This window comes from Shewanella sp. DC2-4 (assembly GCF_013248875.1).
GTDB lineage: Bacteria > Pseudomonadota > Gammaproteobacteria > Enterobacterales > Shewanellaceae > Shewanella > Shewanella oncorhynchi.
The window spans coordinates 2662041-2685706 of sequence record NZ_JABRVR010000002.1 but is presented as its reverse complement, the minus strand read 5'-3'; the positions used below and the strand labels follow the sequence as shown (position 1 = coordinate 2685706).

Genomic DNA, 23666 nt, shown 5'->3' with positions numbered 1-23666 from the left:
GGTTAAAATCTAATATCTTCTATTCCTGCTTGTGTTAACTGCTCGATCAGTTTGTGCTGTATATCTAGTTCACCTAAACAATCGAGGGCTCTTGCATATGGCTGTAAATACTGTGGATCCCTATTTTTCACTTGGATTGGTGCCAGCATTATTTTGACTTTAGTGCAGGATTTTTTAACTGTTTGCATATCTTGCTGTTGTTTGGATAATCTGGCTCTCAAGAGCTCTATTTCTGCCAAGCTGGCAAGGTACTTAAAGTCATCGGGAGTAACTTTGATTATTTCAGTTAAAAGAGTTGATGCTTCTGCGACTGAGTCTATGCTCAGTTCATTTAGCCCTTTAAGTTGGTAATATTGAGCCGCATTTTTAAGTAAAATAGCTTTGAGTGGTAAATAGCGGGGGCTCTTTATAAATGCCTCTTTTTCTAGTCCAAGCTCGGCCAGCAAAGTTTCTGGAATATGGGAGCTACGTGGATCTTTTAGGTTAGTATTTAGTAACATCAATTGAAACTTAAGATAATACAATTGTGTCTTCCAAGCAGTATTTTTGGGATCTAGGACTGTGGCTTGTTGAATGAGTTGCTCTCCCAACAATGCATCATCAAAAGCCTTTTGCATCTGGCCTTGAAATTCATATAAAGTCGAACTAATTCTTAAGCTGCTAGCTAATCTATCCAATATATAACCATCAGTGTCGTTTGTTTTTCGTAATACTTCTAATTCAGTTTGAAGTTGACGATGTATTGCTATGGCGGAGTTCAGATCACCTCTTGAACGAAAAGCACTGGCTAACCAAGAGCGGGCGTTTGCTATGTCAGCTTGTAATTGCTTATTGCTAGGATCCTGAGTCAGAGCTAATAATTTTAGTCTGAGTGACTCATCGAAGTAGCTTGTAGCTTTATCAAATTGCTGTTGCTTCATTGCTAGTGAACCTAGCGTATTGTTAGCGTAGGATAGTTCCATGAGCGCATTTTTATCGTCGGAAGCTAGCTTATACATGACCTGGCTATAACTTAGATACTGCTCAAAGTAGGGCTTAGCGCTTTCCCAATCACTCATATCGTATTTTATCTGCCCAAGCCAAAATGCATTTGCGCCTAAGGTTTTTAATAACTCTAGGTTTGTCGGTTGCTCAGTATAGAGATTGGTTAGCTTAGTTTGAGCGGCGAGAAGCGCTGTCTTGGCCTCATCTAGCTTATCGCGTGAATACGCGACTTCACCCATTGCCTCCAGTGTTTGTCCATGTTGTAGGCGAGCTTCAAGGCTCAGATGTTGATCGCCGTTGTCATTAGAAAAATCACTGAAATATTCCAGTGCTTTATTGCTGATCCCGTCGAGTAAGTCCATACGGCCGATGCCGCGCATCTTGTCGGCGAAGTCACCCACCATAAAGCCGAGCAAATCTTCGGCGGCGAGGCGTTTTTGCAGGGCAAGTTTTTCGGCTTCTATGCTGCGCACGCTCATAATGACGGAGGTTAAGGTGAGGACGCACAGCAGGGCGACGGTTAGGCGCCTCGTCCAGCGCAGCATATTGGCGCGTTTGCTGGAGGCTGCGATAAAGGCAGTTTCGGGATCGTCTAAATCGAATAACGGATTTTGGCTGAGGCTTTGGGCCTCTTTTAACGGCTTGCCTTCGGCGAGCAGATAAGCGCTGTGTTTGGCTTCGCTGAGCCAACGCTTAGATAAATGCTGTAGGCGACTCTTAATGCTTAAGCTGTCGTTATGCTCGCTAATCCAAGCGGTTGCCCGAGGCCAACGGCGTAAAAGTGCTTCGTGGGCGATGCTAAAACAGGGTTCACCATTTTGCAGATGCGACACGAATAAGCGGCTATCGACCATGGCTTGCACTAGGGCGGTTTCGGCCGTGCTTTGCAGTTGCGACCAGCGAGCGGTGCGGCTGGTGATGGACTTTTCATCTTCGCGCAGGGTGACTAGCAGGGATAAAATCCGTGGTAGGCTGGCTTTTTCGGCATCGCTTAAATGGGAAATCGCCTGCTCGGCATTTTTGCCAATCGCCCCTTCAATACCGCCCAGTGCATGATAAACCGAGACTAACAACTTATCGTCGGCGCTGCGCTGTAAATACAAGGCTTGCAGAGTGTATTGCAACATGGGCAACGCATCTGGGTTACTGGCGGCATCGCTGCAGAGCATTTCATCGAGCGGCATTGCGGTGTCGCTGTCAACTTCCCAGCTTAAGTTGGCAGCCACTGCGGGCAGGCGGATCATTTGTAATAGCTCAGTGCGTGTTGGCGGTGCTAAGTCAAAGTGGGCGCCGCGGGCTTTACCCGCCATTAAGCTTGGGTAATTGACCAATAAAGGATAAAAATCGTTGCGACAGGCACTGATGATAATCACGGCTTTTGAGGTGGCGAGTTGTTCCAATAATTCTATGAACTGAGTTCGTTCGGTATCGCTAAATAGCGGTGATGAGAGCAACACTTCTAATCGGTCGATAAACAAGGCAAAAAACGGATTAGAAAAGGGTTTAGCCTTGAGCGCTTGGGTGCACTGGTCGATTACGCTTTGGATATCTTCGATGAGTTGAATCGCCAGAGTCTCAGCGCTCATGCCTTCGAATACTGGGATGTCGTTGATTTCCCAGTCGAGCATAGCACTGGCAAGATCGGTGAGTAGTTGCCCTTTACTCACATCGGCAAAATCTAAGCTGCTGAATGACGCGACACCAATGCCGTTATAGCCGTCGCCCTTCATTAAATTGGGCACAACACCCGCATTAATCAGGGAAGATTTACCGCTGCCACTTGGACCTAAGATCAGGCAGAAGGCACGGCCAAACAGGATTTGTTGGCTTATCCGGTTAAGCAAAGTGCTGATTTGTTCACTGCGGCCAAAAAACACCTCGGCATAGTTAGCGCTATAGGCTTGCAGCCCCGGAAAGGGAGAGCCGCCTTGCCAACTCTGTGGGCTGGCGGTGGCTTGGTGTCCGATAGGAAAACGCACTTCGGCTAAGGTGCGATAGCCGCGTTTGCGTATGGTTTCTATATAGGTGGGATCGGTGGCGCTATCGCCTAATGCTCTACGTAACTGATTGATAATCTTGTGTAGTGGATTGTCGCCGGTATCTACACCTGGCCAGCAGTGGCTGACTATTTCATCACTGCTGACGACTTCGCCCGCCCGTTGACAGAGAAACAGCAGCACATCCATCGCCTTGGGCTCAAGTTGTTTGACTTGTTTGACTTGTTTGACTTGTTTGCCAAGGAGCAGACTATTGGCGCTGGGATTGATTTGCCATTCACCAAAGAAAAATGTGCTGTCACTCATAACGATGTCCATTTATTGAGTATTGACCATGGCACGGTAAAAACTTGCGCCGTGAGTCACTCTTATTGTTATACGTATTGTTATAAAGAACCGTATGCTTGTCATTCAAAGGTCTGATGTCAAGACCTTGACATTATGCCGTTGATGATTGTTATTTAAAAGGAATAACCCTTGATAATCAATGTAAATTTTATCAGGGTGAAGTGTGGTAAATAGTCTTTAGCTTGTCATTTTTCTGTCAACAGTTTGTGCTTTACGCTAGATGTTAAATAAGGTGATGGCTTTTAGGTGTAGATTGCAAAAGATCAACAATAAAAAAGTGCCCATGATTGGGCACTTTGTATTAGAGAGGAACTTAAGGCTAACAAGCCTGACTTATCAGCACGTTAAGCTGAGTATCTTAACGTTAGCCCTTAACATTCGTCCCTTTGGATTAGCGCGTTAAGGTTAGTGCCTTGGCTTGATAGCTTAATCTGGCCATTTGACCTTGATCTTGCAGTTCTAATTCATTGAGTTCGAAGGGCGGCTGTAAACCCGAGGCTTGGATGAGCTTAGGATCTAACATCAGCTTTAACTTCGGCGACTCTGGGGTCAGCCAATTGGCCGCTTGGGTGCGTAGAATCGCAACTTTTTGACCTTCGGTATTGGTGCCGGTTAACGTGCCACTTAAGCCAAAACGCCCCGCCTCGGCGACAGTTAACTCAAAGTTGATTTGGTTAGGCAAGCCTTTATCCCAAACCGTGAGCACTTCGGGCTTGATGCTCGCCGAATTGACATAGGACTTAAAGACAGATTTAACCGTGCGCTGCACAGGTCGGCCATCGACTTGGGTTTGCACTGTGATTTCAATTTCACTGAAACCTGCATTGCTGCTCGAAAGTGCGACGCCCGCGGGGATCACCGCTTGCCATGTCTCCCCTTGTTTTACCATCGCCAGCGGTTGCATATTGCCATCGGCTTGCTTGAGTTTTGCCTGTGGCACAAAGGCGTTATCACTTTGGCTGAGTGCGAGTTCAAGCCCAAGGGTTTGCGCATCCGCCGCGATGGCTATGGGGGCTTTGACGCTCAGTTGATAGGGCGAGCCTTTTTCCTTCACATTGACTAAGTAGCTGGCGCTCGGTGTTAACGGCTGGCTGACCTGCAGGCGATATTCGCCCGGTGTGGCCTTCGCCGACATTTGCAGTGCACTGGAATCATCGGTTAACCCTGCGCTAGCCAAAGCATCGGCGTTGACCATCGATTTGACCAGTGACTCATTGGTGTTTATCCCACTGCTGTTGGCTGCTTTGCCTTGGGGTGACTGATTAGGGGTAACGCGCTGAATTTGTACGCGCTCAGGGGCAATAGCCTCTGCATGCATTAAGGCGCCAGAGCGGGTATCGCCCCGAGGTGCAATGCGCACTAAGCTCGACGCTTGGCTCATGGTGAGGCCCACGCCCGCATTAAGCTGTGCGCCTGTTACATTGACCCAATACTCGTCACTTTGGCTGGCTTGCTCCAGCTTAAGCATACTCGCTTGATACTCACCGTACAGCGGGGTGATAAAGCTAATGTAATCCGTACTGGTGTTGATGGGCGTGAGTGTTGGGCTGGCAATATTGCTATCGACGAGATCGGTATCGCTCGGCGCGGCTAGGGTTAACCCTTTGGCGTACATAGGGCTGGCATTGGTTTTGGGATCTATGGGTGTGGCTTCATCTTGGCAGGCTGCAAGCAGTCCGCTTAGCGCCAAGACACTGGCAAGTTTGCTGAGTGTGTGCATCTTAGTGCTCCTTAAATGTGGTTGCGGATCAGCGTGTCTAAGTTGAAACACGTACGACGGCTCTGCTGATGGCTTAAGGGCTCTTGGCCACGGGTCTTTTGTTTATCAGTAAACCAGACAGTGCCAGCCGCCTTTTGTGAGCTGCAATTTAAGAAGCCGTCGGAGCAGCTATCGAGCCAGTTTTGGGTGGTTTCGAGCGCGACTTGGTATTGATAACCCGCGCAGTAACTGTCGCTGTCCCAAATGGCGGAATCAACATCTGAGCCCACCACGACTTCGAAGGGTTTACCCAGCGATGGGCGACCCGCTGTGCCATTAAGCCAAGCGTTGTTGTAGTTTGCCATCCAACCGACTTGCTGTTGTTTCACCGCGTTGCTGCCATAGCCTAAGAGCCAGCCTAAGCTGGTTTCGAACACATTACCTTGGTTCACCGCGTCGGCCAGCGGCGTACCAGCACTGGAAGGCGCGATGGCGATAACCTTTGAGGTGGCGTTAATCACTGCAGGATAACGGCTGTCCCACGTTGGATTAGATAAAATCCACCGCACTACGTTGCCACCATTGGAGTGGGTCAGCAGAATTAAGTCGTCGATATTTTTGGCTTGGATAAAGCTATTGAGCTGCGTGGCCAGACAACCTGCGGCGCTTTCTTCCCACATATATTGGTCAAAGTCGCAGTTGATCACTGTGTAATTGTTTGGCACTGGGATGCCTTGGCGCACTGAGTTAACAAATTCGGGCGTCCAGTAATCGGCTAAGGCATTGGTCTGGTGACCCGTACCATGGATAAAGGCGACTCCGGTTGCGGCTAACGTGACTGGGCTGACAGCGAACAGACCCAAGAGCATGAGGGCTTTTTTGATCTTCATGGCTATATCTCGTGTTGTTGGTCTTGTTGATTGTGGCCGCCAGTCCGTTGCGACAGTTTAGGGCAAGTCAGTTAATGCAGGATCTGCCGTAAATAAGCTTGAAATCGGCTGGCATGGCTCGGTTTATAGGCGCTTAAGCGCGGGTTACTCACTTTGGGTAAAACATGACTTAAGGCCTGAATACGACGGGATAGCGTGAATGCGCTAGTTTAGGTTGGCATCAAATGTGATTGCCGTAACTTAGCTATTATCAACAGGACTTAACTCAAGCTTATTAACCTAGACGCAACATTTTAAGCTGGCAAGTAAAACAATCATTATAAAATGCAATCGCAGGGTCGCATTTTGAACGGTTCGTTTTAATGTCAAACTAAAGGTTGGTAACCTGATGATAAGCAATGCCTAATAAACTAAATTGTGCTTTATCGTGTTTGAAATAGCGATTTGCTTACACAAAAGAATTTTCTGTTACACCCACTTAGCGTTTGAATTAATCGGTTTATCGTTCTGTATATAAAGGTTTTTTGTGATAAATAATTCAAACTCGCTCATTTACTCTGGGATATGGGTATCACTTTAGTGCATTTTAAGACTAAACCGATTAGGCTGAGCTGAGGTAAAGTGGGATAAACGGGATAAAAACCAACATTGCCGAGATGATATTCTTCTCATCTTAATCCGTCATCTGAGCCATGGATTGACTGAGAGTAGAAAAAGTAGCGCGATATGGGCAGGTTTAATCTAAATAGACAACAAACACGGGAGAATAAGTTTGGCGATAGAACATAATAAGATGGTGAGTTGCTTAAGTGGACTGCAATGTCGCACTAATTTCACCATAAAAAACATTACTGAATACATGCTCCCAGAAACCAAAGAGGCTTTCTATTTACACCTCGACGGTAAATCACCAAACTTGATTATTCGCCCTGCATTCGAAGTCTTTTCCGGCGAACTTGCCACTATTGCAGGCGTGCATGCCAAATACGACTATTTCCACAATGCCGAGATGACACGTTTCCCCAAACGTTTACATAAGAGTTTGACCGAAACCCACTATGGCCTTGCCTTTAGTTTTGACACAGTTGAAGCCGTACAGCAATTCATTACCCGTTTGAGTGCGATAGTGAAAGGCGCATAAGCTTTTACTGTATAAATCTTTAATAGAAGGCCGCTTAATTTTTCGATTGAACGGTACCTAAATTTTAGCCTTGCAGTGCTAGGGTTAAATTCCTCAATATCAATGAAAATGAGGAATTTAACTGCTGCCTTTTTACGCGGCTTTTCAGTATATTCATCAATAGATGAATTTTGCTGGAGCTTGCCATGTCGCTTATTCCCGGTCGCCCAAAGGGGGTTGTGCCATTTACCGCCCAAACTGAATCACAGCCGCAGACTCCTGGTCGTCCGAAAGGGGATTCCGATGCCCGCCAACGCTTAATTATCGCAGCCTTAAGTCTCTTCAGTCATCGCAGTTATCCCAGCGTTTCTACCCGCGAAATTGCCCGCGAAGCCGAGGTTGATGCTGCGCTTATTCGTTATTATTTTGGTTCAAAATCGGGCCTGTTCGAACAAATGGTGCGGGAAACCCTTGAGCCCGTATTAGCGCGTTTTCGCGAAATATCCGCCGCGGATGCCCCTAATAACTTGGGTGAACTTATGCAGACATATTATCGTGTTATGGCACCTAACCTGGGATTGCCACGGTTGATTATACGGGTGTTACAGGAAGGCGATGGCTCAGAACCCTATCGCATTATGTTGTCTGTTTTTGAGCAAATTTTATCCCTCTCGCGGCAATGGCTCGAATCCACATTAGTCAATGCGGGGCTATTGAAGGAGGGATTAGATCCCGATTTAGCACGCCTCAGTTTCGTGAGTCTGATGGTCTTTCCGCTTATTGCGCCCCCGGTGTTAATGCGTCAGTTCGGCTTTTTTAGTGCCGATGCTGATGGTTTACAGCGCCTAGCGCTGCACAATATGCAGGTTTTTACCCAAGGTGTACTGCGTGAACCGAGGAAGTCGTAATGGGTGTGAATTTTAAAATTCTGACGCACGTGAGTGTGGGTTGTGTGATCTTACTATTAGTCGGCTGCACTGAAGCGCCGCCCAGAGTGCTTGGCACTGTCGAGCGGGACAGGCTGACACTTACCGCGCCCGTAGGTGAGTTGATTACTCAAGTGAATGTGGTTGAAGGTCAACAGGTTAAGGCGGGCGAGCTGTTAATTCAGCTTGATACAACCTCAGCCAATGCGCGCCTCGCCCTGCGCCAGGCCGAGCTTGAACAGGCTAAAGCTAAACTTTCTGAGGCGGTCACAGGGGCGCGTTTAGAGGATATAGAACGCGCCAAGGCCGTGCTCGACGGGGCGAATGCCAGTGTGAAAGAAGCTCAGCGTGCCTTTGAACGAACAAACCGTTTATTTGTCACTAAAGTACTTAGCCAAGCGGATTTAGATACGGCCCGCGCGGCGCGGGATACCAGTTTCGCTAAGCAAGCCGAGGCGCAGCAAAGCCTGCGACTACTAGAAAATGGCACCCGTAGTGAGCAGCTAGAGCAGGCCAAAGCGGCGGTGGCCGCAGCTCGCGCCAGTGTAGCCATCGAACAAAAAGCCTTAGCAGACTTGAGCTTAGTGGCGGCGCGTGATGCCGTTGTCGATACGTTGCCTTGGCGAGTCGGCGATCGTATTGCCGCAGGCACTCAGTTGATTGGTTTGCTGGCGAGCGATAATCCCTATGTGCGGGTTTACCTGCCTGCGACTTGGTTAGACAGAGTGAAGGCGGGCGATGGCGTCAATATTCTTGTGGATGGCCGCGAGATACCGATTGCTGGCACTGTGCGAAATATTCGCAGTCAACCTGCTTACACGCCATTTTATGCGCTAAATGAACGTGATCGAGCGCGGCTGATGTATTTGACCGATATCACCATTTCTGCCACAGATCAGGACCTACCTACTGGCATGGCATTAGAAGTTGAACTCGATGTGCTGCAAGGAGTGCAGCAGCCATGAAAAGCGCTGATTTTGCTATCGAGACCCAAGGGATGACCCGCGCCTTTGGTGGTGTTAATGCGGTGGAAAACCTCGACCTCGCCATTCCCAAGGGTACCATTTATGGATTTCTCGGCCCCAATGGCTGCGGAAAATCGACTTCAATTCGCATGTTAACTGGGTTGCTGAGTCCAACATCGGGGAATATTCGTGTTTTGGGTGAAACCTTACCCGGTGCCGAGGAAAAACTGCGCCGCCGCATTGGCTATATGACGCAAAAATTCTCCCTGTACGACAATCTTTCGGTGCGGGAAAACTTAGAGTTTGTCGCGCAAATTTATGGGCTTAACCGCCGAGCCTCAAAGCTGCGGATAGCCGAGTTAGTCACGCTATACGATTTAGTCGGCCGCGAGAAACAAATGGCGGGCTCCATGAGTGGCGGCCAGAAACAGCGTTTGGCCTTAGCGGCAGCGACCTTACATCACCCCGAATTATTGTTTCTCGATGAGCCGACATCGGCGGTCGATCCTGAAAATCGACGCGAGTTTTGGGAGCGCTTATTCGATCTCTGTGCCCAAGGCACTACGATACTTGTGTCGACTCACTATATGGATGAGGCCGAGCGTTGCCATAGTCTTGCGATTTTAGAGCGGGGGATAAAACGCGCCGACGGTTCACCCCAGCAGTTGATGGCGGCGATGGGGGCTCGGGTGGTTGAGATCTCAGGGGACGACTTACGCACTTTAAAACAATCATTGATCAGCGAGTCTGCGGTATTGTCAGCGGCGCAAATCGGCAGTCGTTTGCGGGTGTTAGTGCGCAGCGATATTGAAGAACCGCTTGCTTGGCTTAAACCAAGAGTTGCCAGCCGGATGATGGAAGAAGTGCGCGCTAGCTTAGAAGATGTGTTTGTCACTTGCACCGGCGAGCGCTTGACTGGGATTTCCAAGGGAGAGACTGACCATGTGGCGTAGGATTTTTGCGATTGTGGTCAAAGAGCTGCGGCAGTTGTCGCGGGATCGCATGACCTTTGGCATGATAATCATGATCCCGCTGGTGCAACTGATGTTGTTTGGTTATGCCATCAATACCGATGCTCGCCATCTGCCTGCTGGGTTAGTTAATTTAAGTGATTCAGCCTACAGTCGCGCACTGGTTAAGGCGGTGGAAGCAACGCAGGTGGTGGATTTCAAACAACGTTATTTAAGTGCCGCTGAGGCTGAGGCGGCGATCACTCGCGGCGAAGTCAAAGCGGTGCTGTATTTGCCCGCCGATCTCGATGAGCGTTTAGTGCGTCACCCAAGCTTTGTGGGTCAGCAATATTTAACCCAGTCCTATATCGCACAACCCGCTGGCCAATGGCTGGTGGATGGTTCAGATACGGTTGTCGCTTCAACTATTCGTAGCCTAAGGCAAATGCCACTGGATGAAGTCGCAGGAAGAGCACTAAAAACGGCGATACCGAGTTTTGAAGTGGTGCAATATTTCAACCCAGAACAACGTTCTGTGGTCAACATAGTGCCCGGTCTGTTGGGCGTGATTTTGACTATGACCATGGTGATGTTTACTTCCGCCGCCATAGTGCGTGAGCGCGAGCAGGGCAATATGGAGTTTTTGATCACTACGCCTGTGCGGCCACTGGAGTTGATGCTGGGTAAAATCGTGCCCTATGTGATCGTCGGCTTTGTGCAAGTGACCATTATCCTGAGCGCAGGGCATTTGTTGTTTGATGTGCCCATTCGCGGCGGGCTTGATTCTATCGCCCTTGCCGCTATGTTGTTCATTTGCGCCAGTTTAACCTTAGGATTAGTGATTTCGACCATAGCGAAAACCCAGTTGCAATCGATGCAGATGACGGTATTTATCCTGCTGCCATCGATTCTATTGTCGGGATTTATGTTCCCCTACGAAGCCATGCCTATCGCGGCGCAGTGGATTGCCGAAGCCTTACCCGCAACCCATTTTATGCGCATGTCACGGGCCATAGTGCTGCGCGATGCCCAAGTGATGGATCTGCAATTTGATGCCCTGTGGATGATAGGTTTTACTTGTATTGGGTTATTGATTGCCAGTATGAGATTTTCGAAGCGCTTGGATTAACCCTGTACTGAGTTTCATCGTCAAGGGCAAAGTGCCGAGTTTTGATATAGCGCAAATTATCAGTAAACAGTCGCGCTAAGCCATTGAAATCGATGTTGCTTAATTAGGATATCCCTTACACTGCCGCTAGGGCGATTGCCGCCATCATGCTTAGCGAAGGGAATTCATTATGCCTCCAATCATTTGTCATAGCGCGCTCGATGCGGTTGCTTTAATTCAAAGCGGCGAGACGCTGTGGACTCATTCCATGGGCGCCACACCGCGCATTTTATTAGATGCGTTGGCGCAGCATGCACTCACCAAAGAAAATCTCACCCTGTTACAGTTACATACTGAAGGCGCCGAATCCTTAAGCCATCCCAGTTTACAGGGGCATTTACGCCATCGATGTTTTTTCGGTGGGCTGCCAACGCGGGCATTACTGCAAAGTGGTGACGCGGATTATGTGCCGATTTTCCTGTCTGAAGTGCCTAAGTTATTTCGTTCCGGCGAGCAAAAAATTGATACCGCAATTATCCAAGTGTCGCCACCCGATAAGCATGGCATGTGTTCCTTAGGCATTTCGGTTGAAGCAACGCTCGCAGCTTGCCAAGTCGCGGGTAAGATCATTGCTCATATTAATCCACAAATGCCACGCACCCATGGTGACAGCTTTATCCATATCGACCGTTTTGCCGCTGTGTATGAGCAGAGCGCGGCGTTGCCCATTCATTCCTTCGCGACGGGGGATGCGGTGAGTTTGGCGATCGGTAAAAATGTTGCCCAATTGGTGCGTAATGGCGATTGTTTGCAAATGGGTATAGGTGCGATCCCTGATGCCGTGCTGTCTTGCTTAACCGAACATAAAGACTTAGGCGTCCACACTGAGCTATTTTCTGACGGTATATTGCAACTGGTTGAAAAGGGCGTGATTAACAACAGCAAGAAGCGTTTTTATCCGGGAAAACTCGTCACTGGTTTCGCCCTGGGTAGCCAGAAATTATACGACTATGTTGATGATAATCCTGCGGTTATCTTTATGGACATAGAGCAAGTCAACGACACGGCCATTATCCGTAAAAATCCTAATGTGATGGCGATTAACTCGGCGTTGCAGGTCGACCTTTCAGGCCAAGTGTGTGCCGATTCCATTGGCACTAAAATCTATTCAGGTGTTGGCGGCCAGATGGATTTCATCCGCGGAGCAGGGTTATCTGAAGGTGGTCGTTCTGTGATTGCGCTGCCCAGCACGGCTGCGGGCGGCACGCTTTCTCGCATTGCAAGCGTGTTATCACCTGGCGCAGGGGTTGTCACCACTCGGGCCCATGTGCATTACATTGTGACCGAATACGGCGCCGCTAATCTACGCGGCCGTTCACTGCGCGAACGGGCACAAGCGCTGATCGCCATCGCTCACCCAGATTTTAGGGAACAACTGAGTCGTGATGCCTTTGAGGTGTGGGGATTAAGGGTTTAATTCTCTTTATTTATCAATGGATTTTTCTTTTAAACTTTGTTTTTTATTGATTTTCAAAGTCAAAGTCGTGGGGCTTCACCCCACACCCGACCAAGGAGGACTGCTCGTCCTATCCTCCTTGGATTCTCCAAGACGCCCCCAACGGAGTTGAAAGCCCCTTGTGCTTATTGGCAAATTTGCTATCGCTTCCGAAGGATGCGTCCCTGCACCTGCGAAAGCTAGCTTGCCATCCATGGCAAGACTCACGCAATTTGCCTATTCGCCCTGCGGCAACTCCGAGGGGATGGTGTATTTCTGAAGCTTAAGTGTTTTTGTTAGGTATATTAAAAATAAAAGCTATGCTTGCTGAGATAGTCACTTTAGTCTTTGTATCGCAATGTGCCATTATTGGTCGTAAAAGCAGGAATATAGAGTAGCAAGTACTAGTTTATACAACTACAGACTTTTATAATTGCATTTAGTACGACTTAAAATGGAACAACAATACTAGACAGAATAATATCTCTAGTTTTTTTATCTACTTGCTTAAGCGCCTCAAATGATGATTGAATTTCGTCATAGTTGACTACCTCTTGTTTGTCCCCAACCCTACGTTTTAGCTCAACATATTGTTTTGATGCGTAGACGATATACACCACTTCTTTATCATGTTCAGTTTCTGTTATCAGTTTAAAGTCAATAGTTGCAGCTAAAAACTCAAACCATTTCGAGTAATTTTGTATGTCAGGGATCTCATATCCAGGTATATCTGAAATAAATACTTTACCAAATAGGTCATCGATGCGTTTTGGAAAACTTTCTGCTTGAGCTAATAACTCTATTTCACTGATTTTATCTTCAGCGTGTTCAGCATCAGTTGTTCTAAGTAATACTTTGATTAACTCTTCGGACTTCTTCGCTGCTATTGTTAGATCATCAATTAACCTATTGGTTATTTTAGCATTATCATTTCTTGTTCTTTCAGCAAGCAAGTCATACATCATACCTGCCCACTGTTTCTTCAAATATGCTTCCATATCAGAAAAATCGTTGAATGAAACAATAGCGTTGTTAAGGCTATTTTTTCTAACTTCGTCAATAAAACCAAAAATTTTGATGTTGTCTATGCTGGGGTAGGTAATTTTTTCGTAGAATTCAGGATTAGTTTTCTTGTTAGAGTTATAGGTGTAATGGTCTGAATACACAGCACTTTCAACCAAAGCGAAAACTGGAATTTTATTTTTAACCGCTTCTCGATATTCGTTGTTAGTAATTGAACCTTCCTTACCTTTATGTTCTCCACCATAGCGCCCACCTATGATTAAGATAAACAGTTGGCAAGTGGCTACTTCAGTAAGGCAAGCATCGTGGGTATGCGCATCTACACTGTAGTAAACATCACCATCATCGGATAGTACAGGCTCATAGCCTATAGTCTTAACGAAGTATTTTAAGTTTTCTCTAATATGCTTTAAGTCGTAGCATGTAGAACTTATAAAGACTCTAGGGATGGCCAATTTTTAATCCTTTAATTAGTGAATACATAAGCGAGCGAGTATAGCATTTTCAACTTGTTACTTCAGACAGTCAATTTTTTGAATGGCCTAAGATAAAATGTCATCACAGCGTTCTTTAGAATTTATATAATAAATTCTAAAGAACTGTAGTTAGGGTCGCATGTGGTGCGCACATTTTCTGTCCCGTTTTTCGCCTACTATCTTTGCTTCACGGTCAGTAGGTATACACAAAAATCCACGGCATTAAGCACTGACATGTAAGTGACCGTTGGCGGCATGGATGCCGTCGTCGAGCCCTCAGGGACGAGTTTACGGCGTGTCACTGGAGTGACAGTGCTTAATTTTTGGATACCAAGGTTAAGTGATTGCTCTACAACTTCCTATATTTACCATCTCTCTCAGTTATTTCTGAGGCGCTTAAGCTATTTCCCCATGCATTCTGCTAACAGTTTGACGAAAAAGTCGCTGCCTTTACGTTCGCAAAAGGCGATGTTACGTTCTGGGATGGTTTCGGGATCTGTGTAACTGGCGAGAGCGAGCTCCATGCTGGCTTCGCGGATGATGTGCAGGGTTGGGTAGGGCGCGCGGTTGGTGAAGTTGGCTGCCCCGTCCTGTGGTTCACCATCGAAACAATAGTCTGGGTGAAAGGTGGCGAGTTGGTAAGTGCCTTCGTACTCGTGTTCGATAAGCGTCTCGGTTGCCATGTCGATGAGGTCGAGATAAGCATAAAACCCCTCAAAACCACGGGGTAGAATAAACAGTGTGGTTTCGGCTTCGGGGTGGGCGTCGAGGTATTGGCATTCTTCAATCAATTCCTTAAGTACTTGTTTTACTTTAGTTTGTTCCACCACCAGATACCGAATACTGCCGCGCTCGACTTCTTGTCTGGCGAAGGGGCAAATATTGTATTTCATGATCACTTTTTTCACCCAGTCGTCGGTTTGTTGAGTGATCATGTCAATTTCGTTCATGGCGGTTGTTTGCTCGTGCTTAAAAATTAGGGGGCGATCATAGGGATGATAGACGCCACAAGCAAGAGCGCCATGCTGATATTAAAAATCTTCTGTTGGCGCTCATTTTTTAAAATGCGTTTAAGGGCTACACCAAAGCCGAGCCAGACGATAGCGCAGGGAAATGCGACGCACAAAAATACCGTTGCGATAGTGATGACCTGCGGGGTCAAATCCTGCTGTACTGACGTGAACGTCGCAATCGCGCCCACGGCCATGATCCAGCCCTTAGGGTTGACCCATTGAAAGGCCGCGGCTTGGATAAAACTAAAGGGTTTAGCAATGGCTTTGCCTTCCATCTTGCTACTGCTGTTGGCAATCAACCAAGACAGATACAAAAGGTAACCTATGCCGACGACTTTAATCACTTGATGGATGATAGGATAGCTTTGGAATAGGGCGCTCAAGCCCAAACCTATCGCGAGGATCATGGTCGGGAAGCCAAGGCTTATTCCCATAAGATGCGGAATACTGCGTTTTACGCCAAAGTTTACCCCTGAGGTCATCAGCATAATATTGTTAGGCCCTGGGGTGATCCCAGATGAAAAGGCAAACAACGCGATAGCGAGTATTAACTCCATAGATAGATCCACACCTTTTATTTTAGTTTTATGGCATTGTGATTATTTGCCGCATTGAGCCTGCGATTTACTCATCAGACGTTACGCAATACTGTGTTGCTATTATTTATAATTGCGACATTTGATTGCAACGCAGGCGAGGCATTCTAGCGATTAAATGTTGCCGCGCCTATACGACATAGCGAGTTTATAAACTAAAAAGAATAACAAAATATGTACATGCCTCGATGGGATTAATGGCGTGAGAATAAGGCTAGCGAGTTTGATGGTTCTCTGTGTTAGCACGAATATCAAGATATATTGGAATATGCTGATTTAACACTATGATGGATATCAGCTTTCAGTTTTAGTAATAGCAACTATCCTTAGACAGCATTTTATAGATTGAGGTAACAGGGCATGATGAATCCATCATTACATAGTGAGCTAAGTGGAGTGCTAAATCGACAGTTCAGTCGAGTTCCTTGCTGGGTTCCCGACCGAGTGTTAAGTCGGTATTTGAGAGTGTTAATACTGCTTTTTAGCAGCGTTTTAGGTCTTACTGGGTGCGTGACTGTGACGGATAACGCGGCGCAGCCGTTGCGAACCACAATCGTGATGTCTGGCGATCTCAGTGAATTACCGTCAACGGCAATGACATTCACTTGGCATCCTAAATTTCAAAAAATCATCACAGATAAACGCTTAGATCCGCAGCCAGTGTTGCAACACATGCAAGCCGTATTAAAGCAAACTTTGCAGAGTAAGGGATATCGCTGGGTCGAAGATCCACTACTGGCGGATTTTCAGGTTGGCTTTGGCGTCGCTATGGGAACTGAAATGAGCGATGAACAAATTTTGGCAGTGACAGGGTTAGTCGCTGGGCTGTCAACCGACGGTGTGAATACCCAAAAGTATGACAAAGGTACCGTGGTGATAGCGCTCTTTAAACCCACTAAAATACAAGGCGTTGATGAGCCAATTTGGCGAGTGCTTGCCCAAGGTTTTGGCAACATTAAAAAGATGGATGAGCTAACCGAAAATTTCGACAGTCTCATTGCCAGTATGTTGGCCAATATGCCGTCGGTTAATGTGGCTCTTTAGTCAGCGTTTGAGCTTTAGTTCAGTTCTAAGTGAATTGAGTCAGCATTTTGGTTGGAGCATTCGCCAGATAAACGGGATTAGTGCTTAATTGAGGTGTCTTGGTCCCATGTTTGTGGTGCTAGCTCCCATTTTTGAACTGTGGGACATGGTACTTTAGTGACAGCCATCTCAATAAAGGGCGCGACAGTGAAAACTGCCGCGCTTTTTCATTTTAACGGAGGGAAGTTCCATTTTGATTTCAGACTGTTTCAGTCGTGCTCGACTGTGATCTCGTAGGATGAAAACTTACGAATGTTAATCACGCCCGTATCAAACATTAAATACTGCCCCTTGATCCCCTGCAAAATTCCGCTGACGACCACATCTTTATCGAAATTGTGCGAAGTGATCTTTTTCGGAAAGGTGTCAATTGGATAATGAATTGGCTGAATCGTTTCGTGCAAACGCTCGATACTGTAATCGCCTTTTTGCATGCCGATTTCGTGCAACTTAGCCTCAATTTGTGGGATCAGTTCCGCAGCCTTAGCATTTAAATCAATATCGTCGGCATGGCCTTTTAACATGGCTTGCCAATGGGTTTTATCATTAACCAGTTTTGCCAATTCTACTTCGACTAAGCCTGAGAGCTGTCTTGTTGAGACTTTAAAAATCGGTAAACCTTGGGTAGCACCTTGGTCAATCCAACGGGTGGGCAGTTGAGTGTGGCGGGTAATGCCGACTTTAACGCCCGAAGTATTCGACAGATATACATAATGCGGCACAAAACAGTGGCTCTGGGCCCACTCTGGTTCGCGGCAAGTGCCTTGGTCGTAATGACAAGTTTCCGGCTTCATGATGCACATATCGCAACTCGCCAGCTTTTGCATACAGACAAAACAATGGCCCTGCGAGTAACTCTTCTTGCTCTTTTTACCGCAGTTGCAGCAGAAAATATTACCCGTGTGTGTCAAGGTTAATTGCTTTCCTATCAATGGATTGAGCGGGAGCAACTCATCACCAACAACGAGTTGATATTGCACTTGTTGCGCGTCATTTAACTGCACGCGCATCTTTTTTAGCGTTCCTAACATGGTCATCCTAATGTGTTGCGTTCTGGTGCAGCTTAGTCGCTCATCATGCGTTCTAGTGCACGCTTTCGTTATATCGTCATTGCGTTGCCGTCAGTATACAAGATTATCCAAGTCAGTTTAGATAGGATTTTTCGATAAGTAAGTCGATTGATGGCGTTAATGACCTGAGTCGATTGAATGAGCTGATTAAGTGCGTCTTTGTAAACTGTACTCAACTCCATCGTCTTAATTAGACTTTTTGAGGGTAATGATTTGAGTCTTATGATAAAAACCAGTAAGTTACCTAGCATTACAAATAGAGGTGTACTTATGCGGTTGGTTTTAGTGCTGATGTTTTTCTTTTCAACGGTTGTCTTCGCACAGACGGATAAGACGGTAATTTATTCAGAAATCTTGAATGATGACATCAACTTACAAATCGATTTGCCAGATACCTATGCACATTCCAACGATTTTAACTATCCGGTATTAATCGTACTAGATGGCTCTACCCAATTTGAGCATGTGGCTGCGAATGTCGGTTTTTTAAGTACTTATGCCATTATTCCAGAAATGATCACCGTTGGCGTGAGTTCGGATCAACGAATGAAGTATTTCACGCCGACTCAAATCGATAAATTTAAAGACAGCTCCGGTGGTGCTGAAAGGTTCAGGCAGTTTTTAGAGCAAGAGCTGCTCAGTGAGTTAGGCAAAAAATACCGCACCTCAGATTATCAAATACTCACGGGTCACTCCTTCGCGGGGTTGTTTAGCAGTTATGTCGCCTTGACGCCAAATAGCCAATTTGATGCGGTGATTTCAATCAGTCCCAGTTTATGGTGGGACAGTGATTGGCTAGTGCTTAAGTCGGTCGAGTTATTACAAGCTAAGCGTGCGAAACCACTGCGCTGGTTTTTGAGTATGGCAAGTGAGCCCAATGAGATGGCGAGCGCGTTTGCGGCGCAAATTAAGCAGTTGCAAGACCGCTTAGGTACAAGCCCCACGGATAACACATCAAAGCAATTGCATTGGTTTTACAAGCACTTTCCCGATGAAACCCACGACAGTACGCCGCTTGTAGGCAATATTGAGGCGTTAAAGACACTTTTTGCCGGTTGGAATGCCGTGCCTGAAATTGCCGTTATGCCACTTAAGGATATAAAACAGTTCTATCGGCAAAAGAGCGCTGAGTTTGGCTATGAATTTCCACTCTTTGCTCAGCAATATAATGTTTATGGGCTCAAGGCCACTTATGAACAAAAAACGGCTTGGGGCGTTGAAATTCTCGCAGAGGGGACGCGTGCGTTTCCTCATTCAGAGGTGTTATGGGATAGTTTAGCGACCGCCTATGATCTGGATGGACAACTTGAACAGGCGATAAGAGCCTCCGACAAAGCCGTGCTATTAGCAAAACAAACGGATTCAGTGTTTTTGAATGAGATCCTCAGTCAAGCTAAGCGCTTGCAGTTGCAAGGGAAAAAGTAACCGTTCTCAGAGAGGGTTTAACTACATAGTTGCAACATGTTTAGGCAAGTCTCACGCGGCTGGGTAATATTGCTCTTTTTACCGCAGTTGCAGCAGAAGATATTACCCGTGTGGGTCAAGGTTAATTGCTTTCCTATCAATGGATTGAGCGGAAGTAACTCATCACCAACAACGAGTTGATATTGCACTTGTTGCGCGTCATCTAACTGCACGCGCATCTTTTTTAGCGTTCCTAACATGGTCATCCTAATGTGTTGCGTTCTGGTGCAGCTTAGTCGCTCATCATGCGTTCTAGTGCACGCTTTCGTTATATCGTCATTGCGTTGCCGTCAGTATACAAGATTATCCAAGTCAGTTTAGATAGGAATTTTTGCTAAGTGAGTCGATTGACTGAGTGCACCTAAACCTCTTTTGTTTTACTTAACCATTTGTACACTAAGGTAATAATACCGAAAGTTAGCAAGGCTACTGGCAAGTAAATGATTATGCTCATAAATTGTGTTTGGTATTTTGTTGCTAATTGGGTATGGCTAATGAGATACCCAAAACCAACAACGGAAAAAATCCACACCATTGAGCTGATGAAGTTAATGAGTAAAAAACGACGTGAAGAAATACCCGTTGCACCTAAAATATAGGGGTAAACGGTACGAACAAAAGGAATATAACGTGCGAGTAGCAGGGTTATCACTCCATAGTTATCAATAAGGTGGGTCGCTTTTTCCTGATGTTTGATATCAATATTCGACAGCAGTTTTTGGTAAATTTGGGTATGCCCTAAAAATCGACCCTGTAAATAACCTACAGCTGTACCTGTAAAGGTTGCTAGAACCAATAACGGCATAATACCGATATGAAGAATATCTTGATAAATCAGCACTCCAGTGAGAAAGAGTAGGCTATCTCCGGGTAAAAATGCGGTGGGAATAAAGCCATTTTCTAACACTAAAAAGCCACAAATTAATGCGCTGACCATGAGGGCGATTTTAGGATTGGCTAAAACCGCCAGATCATTGTGTATCATGGCTTGGGCCAGTTCGTATAACTGCTCCATACGTACTACTCCCTAAAATAATTGATAAAACATAAAGATGGAAAAGCTCGAAAGCGGCAATTTTGAACCGGAGCTATGGTGTTTCGTGGGTTATTCTACCAAGGGAGCATGAATCGAAAGGCAGTTACAACATTAAATTTTGTTGGTGTTAGTGTGTTTATGGTTCAGTAATCGGGTTTTGTGGGCTTTTTATAGTAAAAATATTAAGCATTATTATAGGGTTAATAAATTTTAAATGATGACATCAACTTACAAACCCACTTGCCTGATTCCTATGCGCATTCTAACGATTCCAACTATCCAGTATTGATTGCATTGGCTTAACTTAATTTGAACACTTTGCCGCGAATGTCGGTTTTTAAGCATTGTTTTTAAGCGCACTTTAAGTGCTGTTTGAAAGTACTATTGCGAGTGCGCTCTCTAAATGTATTGGTGTGCTAAGTGTTAGCTTGCCGTAAAAGCTAATGGCATTAACGGCTTAATCTATCGAGCACGAGATCATCCCCAAGAGCATAGAGGGATTCTACCAGTTGATCTTCTTGGGCGAGATCTGTGAGTCCAAGGCCGATGGTCGCCCGAAACAAAGCTATACCTGTGTGGCCTGCGGTTTCATATTGACTACTAAACTGCTCGATATTGATGCCAATTGCATTGATTTTATTAGATATATCGAGCACAAGTCCGGGTCTGTCATAGGCCACTAGGTTGTAACTTAAGCGTTTGATGGGCTTAAGGGCGACCGAGGTTTTGGAGTAGGTGAGGGACAGGCTATCGATGCATTCTAGGGCCTCAATGAGCTCGTCCATGCGCAGTGACGGCACTTCGAGTAACAATATCGCGGCAAAGACACCGTCAATATGGCGTAATTCTGAGTCGAGCCAGTTGCCGCCATGACGACTCACAGCATGGGCGATTTGTTCTACTAATCCTTTTCTATCAGGTGCTTGTAGTGTGATTAAGTATCGTAGCATAGTGACTGACTCCTATTTTTTGTAAAAGGCACCTGTTTTAAAACGGGGTGTAACACAACTGTCATCTTTGCGTCATATAATCCAACGCACTTAGAATAAAGGATGTTGTTATTGCTCAGTTTACGTTCAAACAGTGTAAGCATAGCACTCGGCAAATCCTAGCGAAAAAACTCGCTAGCTATTAATAATAGAGGTTCTTAATGGAAAGTCAGGTCACTCAACCTGGTTCTGCATCGCACAGTATGCTTAAAGGCGGACGCTCGAATCGCAGGGCATTTAAGGATAAAGCGGCGCAAATCAGCGTCACTATCGGCGGCACTATGGTATTTGTCGCCTTATTGTTGATCTTCTTTTATCTGTTGTATGTGATTAAACCCATTTTCGACAGTGCTGATGTCACACCCGTTAAGAGTGTGAGCTATCAACACGCGGATGTGCCGACCTTAATGGTGGGTGCTGAAGAGCAAAATGAGGTGATGTACCGTGTGAGCGTTCATGGTCAAGTGGACTTTTATACTGTTGCCGACGGTAGCTTACTTTCTAGCTTTACCCCGACGTTACCAGCGGGTGTTACCGTCACCAGCGCCGCCGTTGCTGTACCGAGCGAACAACGTTTTGCGCTGGGATTAAGTAATGGTCAGGTCATAGTGGCGGGCCTAGAGTTTGGTTTAACGTACCCCAATAACAAACGTTTAATCACACCTAAACTGCGTTATCCCGCAGGTGAAACCCCCATTACCGTCGATGAGACGGGCAGCGCGATTCATAAGCTGACCTTTACTTATAGCTCAGACAAAATGAGTTTTGCTTATCAAGATGAGAGTGGTGTTTGGCGCCTCACTCGTCTCGAAGGGCAAGAGAACATGATGACTGAAGAAGTGGAGTGGGTTTCTACGACGTCACAAATTCAAGATGCGCCGAAGAAAGTCTCCCACGAGCTGATGACGCCTGATCAACGTCAATTGATGTTGCAAACTGGCAATAAAATTTTCGTGTACGACATCCGTGATACTGACAGTTTAGATCTGCTGCAGGTGATTGATGTTGAACGTGCTAAGGCACAAGTCAATAACGTGGCTTTGCTGGCGGGAGCGAGTTCATTACTGGTCAGTTATGACACAGGTATTGTGGCGCAGTACTTCCAAGTTAATGGTGAAAAAGGGCGTTTATATCAAGAGATTCGTCAGTTTGATGACTTACCGCCCATCAGCTCGATTACCTCTGAGTTTTATCGTAAGAGTTTCGCGACAGTGAGCCCTGAGGGTGAGCTAACACTACTCTATACCACGAGTCATCGTGAACTGTTTGATGCAAAGTTTGACCTTAAAAACCCCGGTAAAATGGGCTTTACCCCACGCTCAAACGGCATAGTCGTTGAGGCGGACAAAAAGCTGCATATCTTCAGTGTGGAAAACTCCCACCCAGAAGTGTCATGGAGCGCCATGTGGGACAAGGTGTGGTATGAAGGTTATCCAGAGCCACAATATGTATGGCAATCGACCTCAGGTTCTGATGATTTTGAAGCTAAGTTGAGCTTAATGCCATTGGCCTACGGCACAATGAAAGCGGCATTTTATGCCATGTTATTTGCCGTGCCTTTATCCGTTGCTGGTGCGATTTACACGGCTTACTTTATGTCGCCTAAGGTACGCGGTTTCGTGAAACCGACCATTGAAATCATGGAAGCTTTACCAACGGTGATTTTAGGTTTCTTGGCGGGTCTGTGGTTAGCGCCATTGATTGAAGAGCATCTCCCCGGCATTTTAATTCTACTGATCTTATTGCCGACCTCGATACTCACATCTGCCTATGGCTGGAGTAGGTTGCCGGGTAAGTGGAAACAACGTTTACCCGAAGTGTACCAAGAGCTGATGTTGATCCCTGTGGTCTGTTTCGTGGGTTGGTTCTCTTTTGCGGTCAGCCCAATCATCGAAGTGGCGCTGTTTGATGGTAATACCCGTCAATTCATCACTAACGAACTGGGGATCACCTTCGACCAACGTAACGCGCTGGTGGTCGGTATTGCCATGGGCTTTGCGGTGATCCCAACGATTTTCTCCATCGCTGAAGATGCCATTTTCTCTGTACCGCGTCATTTATCTAACGGCAGCTTAGCCTTAGGTGCGACGCCTTGGCAGACATTGACACGCGTGGTGTTGTTAACCGCCAGTCCGGGAATTTTCTCGGCCATTATGATGGGCCTTGGCCGCGCCGTTGGCGAGACCATGATCGTACTGATGGCCACTGGTAACACTGCCATCATGGAATGGAGTGTGTTCGAAGGGATGCGAACCTTGGCGGCAAACATTGCGGTTGAAATGCCTGAATCGGCTATCGGTAGCTCGCATTATCGTGTGCTCTTCCTTGCTGCGTTCGTACTATTCATCTTTACATTCTTCTTTAACACCATTGCAGAAGTGGTGAGACAGCGTCTACGTGAACGCTATAGCTCGCTGTAACGGGGATAAGACAA

General features: G+C 46.4%; 18 protein-coding genes and 1 pseudogene. 9 read left to right on the top strand and 10 right to left on the bottom strand.

Annotated elements, in window-relative coordinates; translation table 11 throughout:
- Positions 1–2: 2 nt before the first annotated feature.
- The 3 genes from HQQ92_RS12595 to HQQ92_RS12585 form a co-directional block, all read right to left on the bottom strand.
- A complete protein-coding gene (locus tag HQQ92_RS12595; protein WP_173245754.1) occupies positions 3–3287 on the bottom strand; it encodes a winged helix-turn-helix domain-containing protein in 3285 nt (1094 codons plus the stop codon).
- A gap of 433 nt (positions 3288–3720) precedes the next feature.
- Entirely contained in the window at positions 3721–5049 is a 1329-nt protein-coding gene (locus HQQ92_RS12590; RefSeq protein ID WP_173245751.1) for a DUF4785 domain-containing protein, read from the bottom strand.
- Between the two features lie 11 nt (positions 5050–5060).
- Positions 5061–5918, bottom strand: a complete 858-nt coding sequence (locus HQQ92_RS12585) for a hypothetical protein (RefSeq protein ID WP_028760548.1) — start codon at positions 5916–5918, stop codon at positions 5061–5063.
- A gap of 793 nt (positions 5919–6711) precedes the next feature.
- Between HQQ92_RS12585 and HQQ92_RS12580 the strand changes: the two genes are divergently transcribed.
- The 6 genes from HQQ92_RS12580 to HQQ92_RS12555 all read left to right on the top strand — a co-directional run bounded on the left by HQQ92_RS12580 (position 6712) and on the right by HQQ92_RS12555 (position 12464).
- Positions 6712–7059, top strand: coding sequence for a hypothetical protein (locus tag HQQ92_RS12580; RefSeq protein WP_113938914.1), 348 nt, complete (start codon positions 6712–6714; stop codon positions 7057–7059).
- 185 nt (positions 7060–7244) lie between these two features.
- A complete protein-coding gene (locus HQQ92_RS12575; RefSeq protein WP_105249686.1) occupies positions 7245–7946 on the top strand; it encodes a TetR/AcrR family transcriptional regulator in 702 nt (233 codons plus the stop codon).
- Complete coding sequence (locus tag HQQ92_RS12570) at positions 7946–8929, top strand: HlyD family secretion protein (RefSeq protein ID WP_173245748.1); 984 nt, start codon at positions 7946–7948, stop codon at positions 8927–8929. Before HQQ92_RS12575 ends, HQQ92_RS12570 begins: the two co-directional genes overlap by 1 nt.
- On the top strand, positions 8926–9882 hold the full coding sequence (locus HQQ92_RS12565) for an ABC transporter ATP-binding protein (protein WP_173245745.1): 957 nt from the start codon (positions 8926–8928) through the stop codon (positions 9880–9882). Before HQQ92_RS12570 ends, HQQ92_RS12565 begins: the two co-directional genes overlap by 4 nt.
- Positions 9872–11008, top strand: coding sequence for an ABC transporter permease (locus HQQ92_RS12560; RefSeq protein WP_173245742.1), 1137 nt, complete (start codon positions 9872–9874; stop codon positions 11006–11008). Before HQQ92_RS12565 ends, HQQ92_RS12560 begins: the two co-directional genes overlap by 11 nt.
- A gap of 169 nt (positions 11009–11177) precedes the next feature.
- Entirely contained in the window at positions 11178–12464 is a 1287-nt protein-coding gene (locus tag HQQ92_RS12555; RefSeq protein WP_173245739.1) for an acetyl-CoA hydrolase/transferase family protein, read from the top strand.
- 467 nt (positions 12465–12931) lie between these two features.
- Here HQQ92_RS12555 and HQQ92_RS12550 read toward each other — a convergent pair whose 3' ends face one another.
- The 3 genes from HQQ92_RS12550 to HQQ92_RS12540 form a co-directional block, all read right to left on the bottom strand.
- Complete coding sequence (locus HQQ92_RS12550; protein WP_173245736.1) at positions 12932–13960, bottom strand: DUF4062 domain-containing protein; 1029 nt, start codon at positions 13958–13960, stop codon at positions 12932–12934.
- 422 nt (positions 13961–14382) lie between these two features.
- The gene (locus HQQ92_RS12545) at positions 14383–14931 is read right to left on the bottom strand and encodes a DUF1415 domain-containing protein (protein ID WP_173245733.1); all 549 of its coding nucleotides are present in this window, start codon (positions 14929–14931) and stop codon (positions 14383–14385) included.
- A 26-nt stretch (positions 14932–14957) separates the two neighbouring features.
- Positions 14958–15551, bottom strand: a complete 594-nt coding sequence (locus HQQ92_RS12540; RefSeq protein WP_113938904.1) for a LysE family translocator — start codon at positions 15549–15551, stop codon at positions 14958–14960.
- Between the two features lie 399 nt (positions 15552–15950).
- On the opposite strand from HQQ92_RS12540, the gene HQQ92_RS12535 reads away from it, so the two are divergent.
- A complete protein-coding gene (locus HQQ92_RS12535; protein ID WP_131525695.1) occupies positions 15951–16634 on the top strand; it encodes a DUF4136 domain-containing protein in 684 nt (227 codons plus the stop codon).
- 248 nt (positions 16635–16882) lie between these two features.
- Here HQQ92_RS12535 and HQQ92_RS12530 read toward each other — a convergent pair whose 3' ends face one another.
- Complete coding sequence (locus tag HQQ92_RS12530) at positions 16883–17704, bottom strand: DUF2797 domain-containing protein (protein WP_173245730.1); 822 nt, start codon at positions 17702–17704, stop codon at positions 16883–16885.
- 309 nt (positions 17705–18013) lie between these two features.
- Between HQQ92_RS12530 and HQQ92_RS12525 the strand changes: the two genes are divergently transcribed.
- Positions 18014–19168, top strand: a complete 1155-nt coding sequence (locus tag HQQ92_RS12525) for an alpha/beta hydrolase (protein ID WP_173245727.1) — start codon at positions 18014–18016, stop codon at positions 19166–19168.
- Between the two features lie 29 nt (positions 19169–19197).
- On the opposite strand, the pseudogene HQQ92_RS12520 reads toward HQQ92_RS12525, so the two are convergent.
- The 3 genes and pseudogenes from HQQ92_RS12520 to HQQ92_RS12510 all read right to left on the bottom strand — a co-directional run.
- A pseudogene (locus HQQ92_RS12520) lies at positions 19198–19407 on the bottom strand (DUF2797 domain-containing protein); the annotation flags it as partial.
- Positions 19408–19568: 161 nt separating this feature from the next.
- The gene (locus tag HQQ92_RS12515) at positions 19569–20222 is read right to left on the bottom strand and encodes a DedA family protein (RefSeq protein ID WP_173245723.1); all 654 of its coding nucleotides are present in this window, start codon (positions 20220–20222) and stop codon (positions 19569–19571) included.
- Between the two features lie 470 nt (positions 20223–20692).
- On the bottom strand, positions 20693–21193 hold the full coding sequence (locus tag HQQ92_RS12510) for a glycine cleavage system protein R (RefSeq protein WP_028760534.1): 501 nt from the start codon (positions 21191–21193) through the stop codon (positions 20693–20695).
- A gap of 200 nt (positions 21194–21393) precedes the next feature.
- Here HQQ92_RS12510 and HQQ92_RS12505 point away from each other — a divergent pair, with 200 nt between their 5' ends.
- A complete protein-coding gene (locus HQQ92_RS12505; RefSeq protein WP_168823090.1) occupies positions 21394–23652 on the top strand; it encodes an ABC transporter permease subunit in 2259 nt (752 codons plus the stop codon).
- The last annotated feature ends 14 nt before the right edge of the window (positions 23653–23666 follow it).